Origin of the sequence: Rhodopseudomonas sp. BR0M22 (genome assembly GCF_010907035.1) — a bacterium.
GTDB lineage: Bacteria > Pseudomonadota > Alphaproteobacteria > Rhizobiales > Xanthobacteraceae > Rhodopseudomonas.
In genome coordinates this window covers 24841-39860 of sequence record NZ_QUMK01000038.1, presented here as the reverse complement: position 1 = coordinate 39860, position 15020 = coordinate 24841, and the positions used below count along the sequence as shown (strand labels likewise).

Below are 15020 nucleotides of genomic sequence, written 5' to 3'. Positions count from 1 at the left end.
CCTCAATAATGCGGCGGGCGCTCGTTGGCGGGTGCTCCGACGCTGCTCTCGGCCTGATCGAGCCGGTCGCTCAGTGCGGCGAGCTGCCGGGTCAGTGCGTCGATCTGCTTCCACTGCGCGGTGACGGTCTGGTTCAGCGCCTCGATCGTCTCGTCCTGATACGCCAGGCGGACTTCCAGCGCCTCGACGCGGTCGTTCAGATCGTTCTCGCCGGCCATCGCCCGCTCCATTTCGGCTCGGTCTGCCCGCTCACGGCCGGCAAGACGCAGGTTGTCGCCGGCCCGGATGCGGAAGCGCGGCATTGCACGGGCGGGTTTAACAGCGGGTGCGTCGGCAGGAAACCAGCCCTTTCAGGCAAATCACGGTCGCCCGCCCTAGGCGCGGCGAGGATTGCTCGGCGGCCGTGGAATATGCCAACTAGGCTGGCGCCGGAGCGCGGCGTAACCAACCCAACGAGCTTGTGCCTATGAGGAATTTCCATCTCGCCGGCCGGTCCACCGTGCACGCCCGCAACGGCATGGTCGCGACCTCGCACCCGCAGGCGGCGCTGGCCGCGATCGAGATCCTGAAGGCCGGCGGTACCGCGGCCGATGCCGCGATCGCTGCCTCGGCGCTGCTGGCGGTGATCGAGCCGCAATCCACCGGCATCGGCGGCGACTGCTTCGCGCTGATCCAGCCGAAGGGCACCGGCAAGATCACGGCTTATAACGGCTCGGGCCGGGCTCCGGCGGCCGCCAAAGCCGAGTGGTTTCTGGAAAAGGGCATCGACGCGATCCCGCTGACCAGCCCGCATTCGGTGACGGTCCCGGGTGCGATCGATGCCTGGGCGACGATCCTGCGCGATCACGGCCGGTTCGGGCTCGACAAGGTGCTGCAGCCGGCGATCAAGGCCGCGGCGGAAGGCTACGTGGTGGCGCCGCGGATCGCGTTCGACTGGGCCAACGGCTTCGCCAAGCTGAAGAAGGGCGCCAACACCGAGCGCTATCTGCTGCCGCACGGGGAAGCCGCCAAGACCGGCGACGTGATCACCCAGCCGGAGCTCGCCAACACGCTGAAGCTGATCGCCGACAAGGGCCCGGATGGCTTCTACAAGGGACCGGTCGCCGAAGACATGGTCGAGACGCTGCGCGGGCTCGGCGGTCTGCACACGCTGGAAGACTTCGCCGAACACTGCACCGAAACGACGTCGCCGATCGGCACGATCTACAAAGGCCTCGATGTCTGGCAGTGCCCGCCGAACGGCCCGGGCATCACCATGCTGGTGATGCTGAACATTCTCAGCCGGTTTGATCTCGGTAAGTTCGGCCCGCTCAGCGTCGAGCGCTTCCACCTGGAAGCCGAGGCGACCCGCATCGCCTACATGATCCGCGAGCAGCACATCGGCGACCCGCAGCATGTCGATGTCGACGTACTGCGTATTCTGGCGAAGGAATTCGCCGAGGAGCATTACAGCCAGATCGCGCTCGACAAGCTGCTCGATCTGCCCGTGGTGTCGCCGCCGATGAATCCGTCGACCGTGTACATCACCGTGGTCGATGAGGAGCGGAACGTCTGCTCGTTCATCAACTCGATCGCGCATTCGTTCGGCTCGGCGATCGTGTCCAACAAGACCGGCGTACTGCTGCAAAACCGCGGCGCCGGCTTCCGTATTCAGCCCGGCCACCCGAACTGCATCGCGCCGAAGAAGCGCCCGCTCCACACCATCATTCCGGCGCTCGCGACCGAGAACGGCCGAGCCCGAATGTCGTGGGGCGTCATGGGCGGTCAGTATCAGCCGGTGGGGCAGGTCCACGTGCTGACCAACGTGCTCGACTACGGACTTGATATGCAGGAAGCGATCGATCTGCCGCGTGGCCTGCACTATGAGGACATCTATCAGCTCGAGGACGGCGTACCGGCCGAGACCGTCGAGGGCCTCAAGGCGCTTGGTCACAAGGTGGCGTCGATCGGCACGCCGCACGGCGGCGGTCAGGGTATCTGGATCGATTGGGACAAAGGCACGCTCACCGGCGGCTCCGACCCGCGCAAGGACGGTTGCGCGCTCGGCTACTGACCGTCAGTTGCCATCCGTCGTCGAGACGACGCCGGCTCGCCGCGGACAAGAGATGTTTGTCAGACGCGCGAAGACCGGCCCGAGGGCCGGTCTTGTTGCTCCTGCAGATCTCCGGTGAGGCGATCTGTTCAGATTTGATCAGAGGTTTTTGTGCGCTGCGCCGGCGATCTTATCGGCCGCGTTCTTGATCGCGTCCTTGGCGTTGCCGAGCGCCTGCTGACCATGGCCCTTGGCCTCCTGCATCGCGCCTTCGCCGCGCAGCTTGTCGGAGCCGGTGGCTTCGCCGATACCCTGCTTGGCCTTGCCGGCGAGTTCGTTGGCCTGACCCTTGATCTTGTCCATCGTGCTACCCATCACGTGTCTCCTTCGTTGTGTGATTTTCGCTAAGACAACGAAGACGACCCTCGGATGTTCCCTGAGGATGTCGGTTGCGAATCTTGGCCGATGCGCGTTTTGACTTATTTTGTGGCTACTTTGTTACCGTTAGTAAGTCGATTTCGCGGATTATTAACCGATGCGGCTATTGAGCTGGAGCTTCGGCGATCGAGTTAACGGTCGTGAAGCATGCCCGCCGCATGGTCGGTGGCCTATCACCTGTCCGGTGGCCGACGAATCGATCGTTGCCGCCGGTGCTGTCGTTCGGACGGAAGACACGACCTTCTCGGACGGCTAAACTGTTCCTCGCGAGGCCGTGCTTGGAGCAGTGATTCTGATCTGAATGACGGCCGAGAGAGCGCTTCGAGATGTCCGGCCTGTGGCAATCAATGACGACGGCCTGGGCGTCCCGAACCGACCGGGCGGCATTGCTCGACTTCTGGCTCGGCGGGCGCGGCGGCGGCACTCTGGCGCGGCAGACCGACGTCGACGAGCACGAGATGCGGCGGATTCGAGCCGCGCAAATCGACAGCGTCACCCGACTGACGCCGGTGACGATGAGCATCAACGTCGCCAACGCGGCGCTGATCCTGTTCACCTTCTGGGACGACCGCGCCGGCCCGCAGTTACTGATATGGATGGGGCTGATCTTGTTCGCGGCCGCTTCTGCCGTGAAGTCCTGGCTGGACAACAGGCGGGAGCCTCGATTCGAAGCGTCCAAGAATGCGATCCGGCGGATGACGCTGCACGCGCTGATCCTCGGGACGATCTGGGGTGCGATGCCGGTGATGGTGTTCGTCGCCGCAGAGCCCGGCGAACAGTTGATCGTGGCTTGCGTGGCGGCCGGCATGATCTCGGGCGGCGCGTTCACACTGTCGACGGTGCCGCGCGCGGGCCTCGCCTACACATGGGCGCTGGCCGTCGGCTCGGCGCTGTCGCTGGCGATGAGCGACGGCACCGCCTATCGCATCACCGCCGCGTTTCTGCTGCTGTACGCGGTGTTCATGTCGCGCAGCCTGATCTCGCACGGCGAGATGTTCTTCGAGAACCTGCGCGCGAAGTTTGAACTCGAACGGCAGACCGAGATCATCTCGCTGCTGCTCAAGGATTTCCAGGCCAACGCCAGCGACTGGTTGTGGCAGACCGACGCCGAAGGCCGGCTGGTGCATGTGCCGGAACGGTTCGTCGAAGTCGCGAAACTGCCCTCCGCGCTGCTGAGCGGCGCATTGCTGTCGGACGTGATCGGGATGCTGTGTCCGGAAGACGGTCGCTGCGCGATGAGCGTGGCGGCGAAGATGGCGCAGCGGGAGGCGATGCACGATTTTGTCGTGCATGTTGTGATCGGCGGCTCGCCGCGACTGTGGTCGCTCACCGCCAAGCCGATGGTCGATGCGGCCGGCGAGTTCGCCGGTTACCGCGGCGTCGGCCGCGACGTCACCGAGCGCTGGCGCGCCGAGCAGGCCGAAGCGGAAAATCGCGCCAAGTCCAGCTTCCTGGCGACGATGAGCCACGAAATCCGCACCCCGATGAACGGCGTGCTCGGCCTCGCCAACTCGCTGCTCGAAACCAAGCTCGATCCCGAGCAGCATCAGGCAGTCACCACGATCCGCGACTCCGGCGACGATCTGCTGCGCATCCTCAACGACATTCTCGACCTGTCCAAGCTCGAATCCGGCCGGCTGGAATTCGAGCAGGCCGATTTCTCGCCGGCGACGCTGGTCGAATCGGTGCGCGCGATCATCGAGCCGGAGGTCAGGGGCAAGGGCGTCGAACTGAAGATCGACATCGATCCTCGGTTACCGCCGTCGCTGGTCGGTGACGCGGCGCGGATCCGCCAGGTGCTGCTGAACCTTGCTTCGAACGCCGTGAAGTTCACCGAGCGCGGCTCGATCGCGATCGTGCTGACGTGCGTCAAACGCAACGACAGCCACGCCACCGTCGAGTGGCAGGTGACCGATACCGGAATCGGCATTTCGCCCGACCGTGTCGGCAGCCTGTTCACCGATTTCGCTCAGGCCGACGTCTCGATCAATCGGCGGTTCGGCGGTACCGGCCTCGGGCTCGCGATCAGCCGGCGGATCGTCGAGCAGATGGGCGGCGATATTGCGGTGACCTCGCGCGAAGGCGAAGGCTCGACCTTCCGATTCAGCCTCGATCTGCCGTGGAGCAACGCCTGGGTCGCCGATCACCGGCTCGACCGGCTCGGGAGCGACGATTTGCGCACCCGGATCGTGCTGCTCGGCCGGCCGCTTCGTTTGCTGATCGCCGAGGACGACACCACCAACCAGATGGTGGTGATGAAGATGCTGGAGGAATTCGGTGCGGAGATCACCATCGTGTCCGACGGCAGCGATGCGGTCCGGGCAGCTTCCGAAGGCGATTTTGACGTCGTGCTGATGGACGTGCGGATGCCCAATATGGACGGGCTCGCCGCCACACGCGCGATCCGCGGCAAGGGTGGCACGCTCGCCAAGCTGCCGATCATCGCGCTCACCGCCAATGCATTCCCGGACGATGTCAAAGTGTGCCGCGAGGCCGGGATGACCGACTTCCTGAGCAAGCCGCTGCGCAAGCCGGCGCTGGTCGCCGCCGTACTGCGGGCGCTGCGCGGCGCACCCCTGCCGGTGCCGGCACCCGTCGCCGCCCGGCAGAACGATCTCGACACGCTGGCCGAGCTCACCGAGGAGATCGGCCGCGATCAGGTCGCCGAGATGGTGTCGCTGTTCTTCGCCGAGACCGAGCGGCGGATCGCTCTGTTCCGGCGCGGGGTCGATCAGATCGATCGCGAGACGATCGAGGTCGAATCCCATTCGATGAAGGGCGGCGCGCGGACGCTCGGGTTCCATGCGATCGCCGAGATTGCCCAAACGATCGAGCGGGATGCTCCGTCGATTTCGACCGAGTCGCTGGATCTGCTCGCGGGGCAAATGTCCGCCGAACTCCTTGAGCTGCGCCGTCACTATGAAGGCGCCTTCACGCTCGCGAGCTGAAGCTCGATCCATCGTCGTGTTCGAATTCGACGGCATCTGTGGTCGGCGGCGGACAGACGCGTCGCGCACCGGTGCCGCAGATGTTGTGTGCTGGCGCTCAGCCCGGAAAGCTCACGAACTCCTGATCTGTGACGATTATTGACAATCGTCACAGATCAATCGACAGTCTGCCCGGCGTAGAGGGAGGCTGTCGATGCGGACGATTTTACATTTCGACGGAGTTTTCAGGCTGTTAGCCGGCGCGCTGCTGGCCGTCGCGATGATCGGCCTCGCCGGCTGCGACGGCAAGGATGCCAAACAGGAGCAGTCGAAACGCCCGGTTCTGGTCACGGCGGTGCATTACGCTCCGCAGGCACCGGAGCGCAGCTTCGTCGGCACGATCAAGCCGCGCACCGAGACCGACGTCGGCTTCCGGGTCACCGGAAAGGTGGCCAAGCGGCTCGTCGAGGTCGGCGACACCGTGGAGATCGGCCAGAAGCTGGCGGTGCTCGACCAGACCGATCTGAAGCTGCAGGCCGAGCAGGCCGACGCCGAACACAGCGCCGCCAAGGGCGTGCTGGCGCAGGCGACCGCGTCTGAAAACCGCGCCAGGGAGCTGCGTGCCAAGGGCTGGGCGACCGAAGCCCAGATGGATCAGGCGCGCGCCACCGCGGATGAAGCCCGCGCCCGCTTCGCCCGCGCCGAGCGCTCGGTCGAGCTGACCCGCAACGCGCTGTCCTACGCCACCCTCGAAGCCGACAGCCGCGGCGTCGTCGCGGCGAGCCTGGTCGAACCGGGGCAGGTGGTGGCGGCCGGTCAGGCCGCGTTCCGGCTTGCCAGGATCGGCGAGAAGGAAGCGGTGGTGGCGATCCCCGAGACGCTGATCACCCGCGCCACCAAGGGGCTGGCCGATGTCACGCTGTGGTCCGAGCCCGGCCGGCACTACGCCGCCAAGCTGCGCGAGGTGGCGCCGCTCGCCGATCCGGCGACCCGCACGTTCCTGGCCAAGTTCTCGCTTCCTGATGCCGATGAGCGCGTCGCGCTCGGCATGACCGCGACGCTGACCCTGACCGATCCGGACAAGATCCGCGTCGCACGCGTGCCGCTGTCGGCGCTGTTCAACCAGGGAGGCCAGTCGTCGCTGTATGTCGTCGACGCCGCCGGCGGGGTGAGGCTGAAGCCGGTCGCCGTGAAGGCCTATGAAAGCGAAGACGTCCTGATCACCGACGGTGTCGCCGAAGGCGAGCAGGTCGTCACGCTCGGTGTGCAGAAACTCGATCCGGCCGAAAAAGTGCGGGTGGTGTCGGCTCTGACGTTCTGATCTGCGCTGGGGAGTGCGGCGATGCGTTTCAATCTGTCGGCCTGGGCGGTCCGACATCCGGCGCTGATCCTGTTTCTGATCTGCGCGCTCGGCTTCACCGGCATCTATTCGTATCAGCGGCTCGGTCGCGGCGAGGATCCGTCGTTCACCGTCAAGGTCGCGGTGGTATCGGCGATCTGGCCCGGCGCCACCGCCAAGGAGATGCAGGAACAGGTCGCCGACCCGATCGAGAAGAAGCTGCAGGAACTGCCGTATTTCGAGAAGGTGCAGACCTATTCGAAGGCGTCGTTCACCGCCATGCAGGTGACGTTCCGCGACTCGACGCCGCCGTCCGAAGTGCCGCACCTATTCTATCTGCTGCGCAAGAAGCTGTGGGACGTCGCACCGCAACTGCCGAGCAATCTGATCGGTCCGTCGATCAACGACGAGTACGGCGACGTCGACTCGATCCTCTACATGATGACCGGCGACGGCGCGAGCTACGCGCAGCTCAAGAAGGCCGCCGAGGGCCTTCGCCAGCGGCTGCTCAAAGTCGCGGGCGTGACCAAGGTCAACATCTACGGCACGCAGGACGAGAAGATCTATGTCGAGTTCTCGCACGCCAAGCTGGCGACGCTCGGGCTGACGCCGCAGGCGATCTTCGACTCGCTTGCCAAGCAGAACGCGGTGGTGCCGGCCGGCACGGTCGAGACCTCGTCGCAGCGCGTGCCGCTGCGCGTCACCGGAGCGCTCGACGGCGCGCAAGCGGTCGCCGAGACCCCGGTCGAGAGTGGCGGCCGGGTGTTCCGGCTCGGCGATGTCGCCGACATCCACCACGGCTATGTCGATCCGACCGACTATCAGGTGCGGCAGAAGGGCAAGCCGGCGATCGGGATCGGCGTCGTCACCGCCAAGGGCGCCAACATCCTGCAGCTCGGCGAGCAGGTCGGTGCGGCGACCGCGTCGTTCATGGCCGACGTGCCGCAGGGCATCGACATCGAGCAGATCGCCGATCAGCCCGAAGTGGTGAAACACGCGGTCGGAGAATTCATGCGCTCGTTCGTCGAGGCGCTGGTGATCGTGCTTTTCGTCTCGTTCCTGGCGCTCGGTTGGCGCACCGGCATCGTGGTGGCGCTGTCGGTGCCGCTGGTGCTCGCGATCGTCTTCATCGTCATGAACGCGATGTCGCTCGATCTGCACCGGATCACGCTCGGCGCGCTGATCATCGCGCTCGGCCTGCTGGTCGACGACGCCATCATCGCGGTGGAGATGATGGTGGTGAAGATGGAGCAGGGCTGGGATCGCGCCAAGGCGGCGTCGTTCGCCTGGGAGTCGACGGCGTTTCCGATGCTGACCGGCACGCTGGTCACCGCGGCCGGCTTCCTGCCGATCGGCTTCGCGAATTCCGGCGTCGGCGAATATGCCGGCGGCATTTTCTGGATCGTGGCGATCGCGCTGATCGCCTCGTGGTTCGTCGCGGTGATCTTCACGCCGTATATCGGCGTCAAGCTGCTGCCGGACTTCGCCGGCAAGAAGGGCCATAATCCGGACGAGGTGTATCACAGCCGGATCTATCGGACGCTGCGCGCCGCGGTGACGTGGTGCGTGCGCTGGCGCGGCACGGTGGTGACGGCCACGGTCGGCATCTTCATCGCCGCGGTGGTCGGCTTCGGCCACGTGCAGCAGCAGTTCTTCCCGCTGTCGGAACGGCCCGAACTGTTCCTGCAACTGCGTCTGCCCGAAGGCACCGCCTTCGACGTCACCATGAAGTCGGTGAAGGAAGCCGAGACGCTGCTCAAGGACGACGGCGATATCGCGACCTACACGGCTTACGTCGGCAAGGGCTCCCCGCGGTTCTGGCTCGGACTCAATCCGCAGCTTCCGACCGAATCCTTCGCCGAGATCGTGATCGTCGCCAAGGACGTCGCGGCGCGCGAGCGGATCAAGACGCGGATCGAGCAGGCCGCGCATAACGGCCGGCTCGCGGCGGCGCGGGTGCGTGTCGACCGCTTCAACTTCGGCCCGCCGGTCGGCTTCCCGGTGCAGTTCCGGGTGATTGGGCCGGATACCGCGAAAGTCCGCGAGATCGCCTATCAGGTCCGGGACGTGGTGAAGCAGAACGCCAACGTGGTCGATCCGCACCTCGATTGGAACGAGCAGTCGCCGTATCTCAAGCTCGTCGTCGATCAGTCGCGTGCCCGGGCGCTCGGCCTGACGCCGCAGGACGTCTCGCAGGCGCTGGCGATGCTGATCTCCGGTGCGCAAGTGACGACCGTGCGTGACGGCGTCGAAAAGATCGGCGTGGTCGCACGCGCGGTGCCGAACGAGCGGCTCGATCTCGCCCGGATCGGCGAACTCACCATCATGGCGCGCAACGGCATGGCGGTGCCGCTGTCGCAGGTCGCCAAGGTCGAGTCTTCGCACGAGGAGCCGATCCTGTGGCGGCGCAATCGCGACATGGCGATCACCGTGCGCGGCGATGTCGTCGACGGCGTACAGGCGCCGGACGTCACCAATGCGATCTGGCCGCAGCTCGAGAGTATCCGCGCCAATCTGCAGCCGGCCTACCGGATCGAGACCGGCGGTGCGATCGAAGAATCGGCCAAGGGCAATGCGTCGATCTTCATCCTGTTTCCGGTGATGGTGATCGTCATGCTGGCGCTGCTGATGATCCAGTTGCAGAGCTTTTCACGGTTGCTGCTGGTGTTCCTCACGGCGCCGCTCGGCATCGTCGGAGCCTCGCTCGGCCTCAACGTCGCCTCGGCGCCGTTCGGCTTCGTGGCGCTGCTCGGGCTGATCGCGCTCGCCGGCATGATCATGCGCAATGCGGTGATTTTGGTCGACCAGATCGAGAGCGACGTCGCGCATGGCTCGACCCGGCGCGAGGCGATCGTCGAGGCCACGGTGCGACGGGCGCGTCCGGTGGTGCTGACCGCGCTGGCGGCGATCCTGGCGATGATCCCGCTGTCGCGCTCGGCGTTCTGGGGCCCGATGGCGATCACCATCATGGGCGGCCTGTTCGTCGCCACATTCCTGACGCTGTTCTATCTGCCGGGACTATATGCGCTGTGGTTCCGTAACAGCTTGGACGAGCGTGGCGCTGGGGATGTCGACCTTGCACCGCAGCATGGCGCTGATCGGCAGCGGAGCTTTCCGCTTGCCGCTGCGGCGGAATAATTGAATATCTGGACGTGATGACTCTTCTGACTGAAAATACCGAAGCCGACATGCGGCACCGCATCCTGGTGGTGGCCGAACGGCTGTTCCGTGAGATCGGCTACCAGAAGACCACGGTGGCCGACATCGCCAAGCTGCTGCAGATGAGCCCCGCCAACGTCTATCGCTTCTTTGATTCGAAGAAGGCGATCCACAAGGGCGTGGCGCGGCACCTGATGGCGGAGGTCGAGCAGGCGGCGATCGCGATCGTCCACGCGCCCGGTCCCGCCCTGCAGCGGCTGCGCGATCTGCTCACCACCGTGCACCGGATGAACTGCGAGCGCTACATCGGCGATGCCAAGCTGCACGAGATGGTGGCGATCGCGATGGAAGAGAATTGGGACGTCTGCATCGCCCATATGGAGTTCATCACCGGCACCATTGGCGAGGTGATCGTCCAGGGCGTGGCGAGCGGCGAGTTCAAGGTCGCCGACGTGCCGCAGGCGGCGAGCTGCACCTGCGCCGCCATGGTCCGGTTCTTTCACCCGCAGATGATCGCGCAGAGCTTTGCCAAGGATCGCCCGACCCTCGAGGACATGATCGATTTCGTGCTGGCGGCGCTCGGCGCCGGCCGACGCGCCGACGCGCAATAACAACAAGGACATCCCGCGTGACTGATCTGCATTCCTACCAGCCGGCCAAGGGCCACGGCCTCAAGCACGACCCGTTCAACGCGATCATTGCGCCGCGGCCGATCGGCTGGATTTCGTCCTGCGATGCCGATGGCCGCGTCAACCTGGCGCCCTACAGCTTCTTCAATGCCTTCAACTACCACCCGCCGCTGATCGGTTTCTCCTCCACCACCTGGAAGGACACCGTCGCCAACATCCAGCGCACCGGCGAGTTCGTCTGGAATCTGGTGACGATGGATCTGGCGCAGGCGATGAACGCGACTTCGGCCAGCGTGCCGCACGAGGTCGACGAATTCGCGCTCGGCCATCTCACCAAGCTGAAGAGCGAACTGGTGAAGCCGCCGCGGGTCGCCGAGAGCCCGGTGTCGTTCGAATGCAAGCTGTCGGAAATCGTCCGGCTCAAGGGCGCCGATGGCGTCGAGGTCGACGCCTGGCTGACGATCGGCGAGGTGGTGATGGTGCACATCGACAAGCGCCTGATCGAGGACGGCGTCTATCAGACCGCCGCGGCGCGGCCGATCGTGCGCGCCGGCCGGCGCGGCGACTATTTCGAAATCCGCCCCGACGCGATGTTCGAGATGGTGCGGCCGGCATAGCGGCTTGTGAGTCCAAACGGCCGTCGCCTCCGTTTTGGCCCGTCATGCGGCCTTGCTGCGGTCACTGAGTCCTCACCCTGAGGAGCCCGGCGCAGCCGGGCGTCTCGAAGGGTGGGCCGCGCAGTACCAGCAGCCATGGTTCGAGACGGCGCTTCGCGCCTCCTCACCATGAGGCCGTGCGTGTTGCGGAGCGCAGCCGTCTCGCGCCGCGCGTTGACCTGACGGGCGAACAGCCGCACCATGGCGCATCAACGTTGCAAGGTGCGTGCGTGACGGCTCTGACCCATCGTCAGTCTGAAATCCTCAATATCGCCCGGGCCTCGGGCCGGGTGATGGTCGAGGATCTGGTGCGGCGCTTTGAAGTGTCGGCGCAAACCATTCGCAAGGATCTCAACGATCTGTGCGACCAGCGCTCGCTGACGCGAATCCATGGCGGCGCGATCATCGCTTCGGGCGTCGCCAATCTCGCCTATGAGGCGCGCCGCTTCGTCGCCGCAGAAGAGAAAAAGGCGATCGGGGCCGCGGCGGCGGCGCGGATTCCCAACGGCTGCTCGCTGTTCATCAACATCGGCACCACCACCGAAGAGGTCGCCAGCGCGCTGTCGGCGCACCAGGATCTTTTGGTGATCACCAACAATCTCAACGTCGCGATGCTGCTGTACCGGCATCCGCGGATCGAGGTGATCGTCGCCGGCGGCACCGTGCGGCGGGCCGATGGTGCGGTGATCGGCTCCACCGCCACCAGCCTGATCGGCCAGTTCAAGGTCGATTACGCGATCATCGGCGCTTCGGCGATCGACGAAGAGGGCGCGCTGCTCGATTTCGACTATCGCGAAGTCCAAGCCTCGCAGGCAATCATCGCCAATGCGCGCAGCGTGATGCTGGTGGCGGATTCGACCAAGCTGGAGCGCAACGCGCCGGTGCGGATCGCCGATCTCAGCCAGATCCAGACCTTCGTTACCGACCGGGCGTTGCCGCCGTCGTTGCAGGCGATCTGCGATGCGAATGGTATCGAGGTAATCGAAGCCGGCCCGGCGAAACCGGACCTCGACGAATCCGCGGCCTGAACCGCCTCTCCACAGCGTCAGTTGTGCCTGTCTCCCAGCCTCTGGGCGCGATTTCGCGCCTGGAAACGCGATGCTTTTGCAGATCGCAGTTGCTTTCGTTTTGGTTTGTGCTTTATTCGCTTTCCAGCGTAAAGCGACAGAAGCGAAAGTGCATTGCAGCAAAATGCTGCGGTGCAGTGAGGAGCGTCGGTGGGGATGGTGTACGACCTCGCGATCATTGGGGGCGGGATCAACGGCTGCGGCATCGCGCGCGATGCGGCGGGCCGGGGCAATTCCGTGTTCCTGTGCGAGATGAACGACCTCGCCAGCGGCACCTCGTCGTGGTCGACCAAGCTGATCCATGGCGGGCTGCGCTATCTCGAATATTTCGAGTTTCGCCTGGTGCGCGAAGCGCTGATCGAGCGCGAGCGGCTGTGGCAGATCGCGCCGCACATCATCGGGCCGCTGCGCTTCGTGCTGCCGCATCACGACGGCTTGCGTCCCGCCTGGCGGCTGCGGCTCGGGTTGTTCCTGTACGACTATCTCGGCGGCCGGAAGCTGCTGCCGCCGACCCGTTCGGTCGATCTGGCGCATGACGAAGTCGGCAAGCCGCTGATCCCCGGCCGCTACAGCAAGGGCTTCGAGTATTCCGATTGCTTCGTCGACGATGCGCGGCTGGTGGTGCTCACCGCGCGCGATGCCGCCGAGCGCGGAGCCGAGATCTGCACCCGCACCCGCGCAGTGGACGTGCGCCAGGAGGGCGGCATCTGGGAAGTGACGCTGCAGCACGAGGGAAGCTGCACCCGCAGCAAGATCCAGGCTCGGGCATTGGTCAATGCCGCGGGGCCGTGGGTCGAGGGCGTGCTCGCCGCCGGCGCCGGAGTCGATGCACGCTACAAGGTGCGGCTGGTGCAGGGCTCGCACATCGTCACCCGCAAGCTCTACGACCACGACCGCGCCTACATCTTCCAGAACGCCGACGGCCGCATCGTGTTCGCGATTCCGTATCAGGGCGACTTCACCCTGATCGGCACCACCGATCGCGACTATCACGGCGATCCGTCGCAGGTGAAAGCGACGCCGGAAGAGATCGACTATCTGTGCAAGGCCGTCAGTGGCTATTTCGCCAAGGCGGTGACGCCGGCCGATGTGGTGTGGACGTTTTCGGGCGTGAGGCCGCTGTACGACGACGGCGCCAGCGAGGCCAAGGCCGCGACCCGCGACTACGTGTTCGAACTCGACACGCCCGGCGGCGCGCCGCTGCTGTCGATCTACGGCGGCAAGATCACCACCTATCGCCGGCTCGCCGAAGAGGCGCTGGAAAAGCTGTCGCCATATCTGAAGGGCGGCGCCGCCGATCAAGGCTGGACCGCGCATCAACCGCTGCCGGGCGGCGATTTTCCGATCGACGGCGCGCCGGCATTGATCGGCGATCTGCTGCGGGACTACCCGTTCCTGTCCTCCGCCCACGCCTCGCGCCTGGTGCATGCCTACGGCACCCGGGCGCGCCAGATACTTGGCACGGCCAAGTCGGCGGCCGATCTCGGCCGGGACTTCGGAGCTACGTTGACGGAGGTCGAGGTTCGCTATCTGATGAGCCGTGAGTGGGCCTGCAGCGCAGAGGACATCGTCTGGCGGAGATCCAAGCTCGGGTTGCGACTGACGCCTGACGCTGTCGCCGCGCTCGACGAGTGGTTGACCGTCCATCGCGCCGCCGAGAAGCCCCAGACACAGGCAGGAGCGTCGGCATGAGCGTCAGCCTGGAGAATGTCACGCGGACGATCGACGGGATGCCGGCGATCCGCGACGTGTCGCTGACGCTGGAGCGCGGCACGCTGAGCGTGCTGCTCGGGCCGACGCTGTCCGGCAAGACCTCGATCATGCGGCTGCTCGCCGGCCTCGACAAGCCGACCTCCGGGCGCGTGCTGGTCGACGGCAAGGACGTCACCGGTGCCGACGTCCGATCCCGTTCGGTGGCGATGGTGTATCAGCAGTTCATCAACTACCCGTCGCTGACCGTGTACGAGAACATCGCCTCGCCGCTGCGGGTGCAGCGCAAGCCGCGCGCCGAGATCGAGCAGCGCGTGCAGGAGGCGGCCAAGCTCTTGAAGCTCGAGCCGTATCTCCAGCGTACCCCGCTGCAGCTCTCCGGCGGGCAGCAGCAGCGCACCGCGATCGCCCGGGCGCTGGTCAAGGGCGCCGATCTGGTGCTGCTCGACGAACCGCTCGCCAACCTCGACTACAAGCTGCGCGAGGAGCTGCGCACCGAACTGCCCAGGATCTTCGAGGCGTCCGGCGCGATCTTCGTCTATGCGACCACCGAGCCGTCCGAGGCGCTGCTGCTCGGCGGTCGGACGATCTGCATGTGGGAAGGTCAGGCGCTGCAGGTCGGGCCGACCCCGCAGGTCTACCGCCAGCCCGACACGATGCGGGTGGCGCAGGTGTTCTCCGATCCGCCGCTGAACATCGTCGGCGCCGAGAAGAAGGCCGGCACCGTGCATTACTCCGGCGGCGTGACTGCGCCGGCGACCGGCGTGTTCACCGGGCTGTCCGATGGTGCCTACCGGGTCGGCTTCCGCGCTCATCAGATCGCGGTGAAGGGCGTCGATCCGGATCGCCACGCGTTCCGGGCCACCGTGGCGGTGACCGAGATCACCGGTTCTGAGAGTTTCGTGCATCTGAAGCGTGGCGACGATTACTGGGTCGCGGTGCTGCACGGCATCCACGAGTACGAGCCGGGCCAGACGCTCGACGCCATCCTCGACCCCGCCAATCTGTTCGTGTTCGACGCGGCCGATCGCCTCGTCGCCGCGCCGAAGCCGATCTGAGGGGA

11 protein-coding genes are annotated in these 15020 nt (G+C 65.7%); 9 read left to right on the top strand and 2 right to left on the bottom strand.

Going from position 1 to position 15020, the window contains the following annotated elements:
* Window positions 1-2: 2 nt before the first annotated feature.
* Window positions 3-218: a SlyX family protein gene (locus tag DY468_RS13955; protein WP_164605408.1), complete on the bottom strand. Its 216-nt coding sequence runs from the start codon at window positions 216-218 to the stop codon at window positions 3-5.
* Window positions 219-466: 248 nt separating this feature from the next.
* Here DY468_RS13955 and ggt point away from each other — a divergent pair, with 248 nt between their 5' ends.
* Window positions 467-2053 (top strand): gamma-glutamyltransferase, encoded by a 1587-nt coding sequence (ggt, locus tag DY468_RS13950; RefSeq protein WP_164605407.1) that lies wholly within the window; start codon window positions 467-469, stop codon window positions 2051-2053.
* Window positions 2054-2191: 138 nt separating this feature from the next.
* Here ggt and DY468_RS13945 read toward each other — a convergent pair whose 3' ends face one another.
* Window positions 2192-2407 carry a CsbD family protein gene (locus DY468_RS13945; protein WP_164605406.1) on the bottom strand — a complete coding sequence of 72 codons (216 nt, stop codon included), beginning with the start codon at window positions 2405-2407 and terminating at the stop codon, window positions 2192-2194.
* Window positions 2408-2796: 389 nt separating this feature from the next.
* On the opposite strand from DY468_RS13945, the gene DY468_RS13940 reads away from it, so the two are divergent.
* The 8 genes from DY468_RS13940 (at window position 2797) to DY468_RS13905 (ending at window position 15015) form a co-directional block, all read left to right on the top strand.
* The gene (locus tag DY468_RS13940; protein WP_164605405.1) at window positions 2797-5418 is read left to right on the top strand and encodes a hybrid sensor histidine kinase/response regulator; all 2622 of its coding nucleotides are present in this window, start codon (window positions 2797-2799) and stop codon (window positions 5416-5418) included.
* A gap of 193 nt (window positions 5419-5611) precedes the next feature.
* Window positions 5612-6718 (top strand): efflux RND transporter periplasmic adaptor subunit, encoded by a 1107-nt coding sequence (locus DY468_RS13935; RefSeq protein WP_164605404.1) that lies wholly within the window; start codon window positions 5612-5614, stop codon window positions 6716-6718.
* 21 nt (window positions 6719-6739) lie between these two features.
* Window positions 6740-9874, top strand: coding sequence for an efflux RND transporter permease subunit (locus DY468_RS13930; protein WP_164605403.1), 3135 nt, complete (start codon window positions 6740-6742; stop codon window positions 9872-9874).
* Between the two features lie 17 nt (window positions 9875-9891).
* The gene (locus DY468_RS13925; protein WP_164605402.1) at window positions 9892-10506 is read left to right on the top strand and encodes a TetR/AcrR family transcriptional regulator; all 615 of its coding nucleotides are present in this window, start codon (window positions 9892-9894) and stop codon (window positions 10504-10506) included.
* Window positions 10507-10523: 17 nt separating this feature from the next.
* Window positions 10524-11141 (top strand): flavin reductase family protein, encoded by a 618-nt coding sequence (locus DY468_RS13920; RefSeq protein WP_164605401.1) that lies wholly within the window; start codon window positions 10524-10526, stop codon window positions 11139-11141.
* Between the two features lie 269 nt (window positions 11142-11410).
* Complete coding sequence (locus tag DY468_RS13915) at window positions 11411-12208, top strand: DeoR/GlpR family DNA-binding transcription regulator (protein ID WP_164605400.1); 798 nt, start codon at window positions 11411-11413, stop codon at window positions 12206-12208.
* A gap of 195 nt (window positions 12209-12403) precedes the next feature.
* The gene (glpD, locus tag DY468_RS13910) at window positions 12404-13939 is read left to right on the top strand and encodes a glycerol-3-phosphate dehydrogenase (RefSeq protein ID WP_164605399.1); all 1536 of its coding nucleotides are present in this window, start codon (window positions 12404-12406) and stop codon (window positions 13937-13939) included.
* A complete protein-coding gene (locus tag DY468_RS13905) occupies window positions 13936-15015 on the top strand; it encodes an ABC transporter ATP-binding protein (RefSeq protein ID WP_013504274.1) in 1080 nt (359 codons plus the stop codon). Before glpD ends, DY468_RS13905 begins: the two co-directional genes overlap by 4 nt.
* Window positions 15016-15020: the final 5 nt, after the last annotated feature.

Bases quoted from the DNA above. Each gene is read 5' to 3' on its own strand.
- DY468_RS13955 (WP_164605408.1), bottom strand. From the start codon at position 218: ATGGCCGGCGAGAACGATCTGAACGACCGCGTCGAGGCGCTGGAAGTC.
- ggt (WP_164605407.1), top strand. From the start codon at position 467: ATGAGGAATTTCCATCTCGCCGGCCGGTCCACCGTGCACGCCCGCAAC.
- DY468_RS13945 (WP_164605406.1), bottom strand. From the start codon at position 2,407: ATGGGTAGCACGATGGACAAGATCAAGGGTCAGGCCAACGAACTCGCC.
- DY468_RS13940 (WP_164605405.1), top strand. From the start codon at position 2,797: ATGTCCGGCCTGTGGCAATCAATGACGACGGCCTGGGCGTCCCGAACC.
- DY468_RS13935 (WP_164605404.1), top strand. From the start codon at position 5,612: ATGCGGACGATTTTACATTTCGACGGAGTTTTCAGGCTGTTAGCCGGC.
- DY468_RS13930 (WP_164605403.1), top strand. From the start codon at position 6,740: ATGCGTTTCAATCTGTCGGCCTGGGCGGTCCGACATCCGGCGCTGATC.
- DY468_RS13925 (WP_164605402.1), top strand. From the start codon at position 9,892: ATGACTCTTCTGACTGAAAATACCGAAGCCGACATGCGGCACCGCATC.
- glpD (WP_164605399.1), top strand. From the start codon at position 12,404: ATGGTGTACGACCTCGCGATCATTGGGGGCGGGATCAACGGCTGCGGC.
- DY468_RS13905 (WP_013504274.1), top strand. From the start codon at position 13,936: ATGAGCGTCAGCCTGGAGAATGTCACGCGGACGATCGACGGGATGCCG.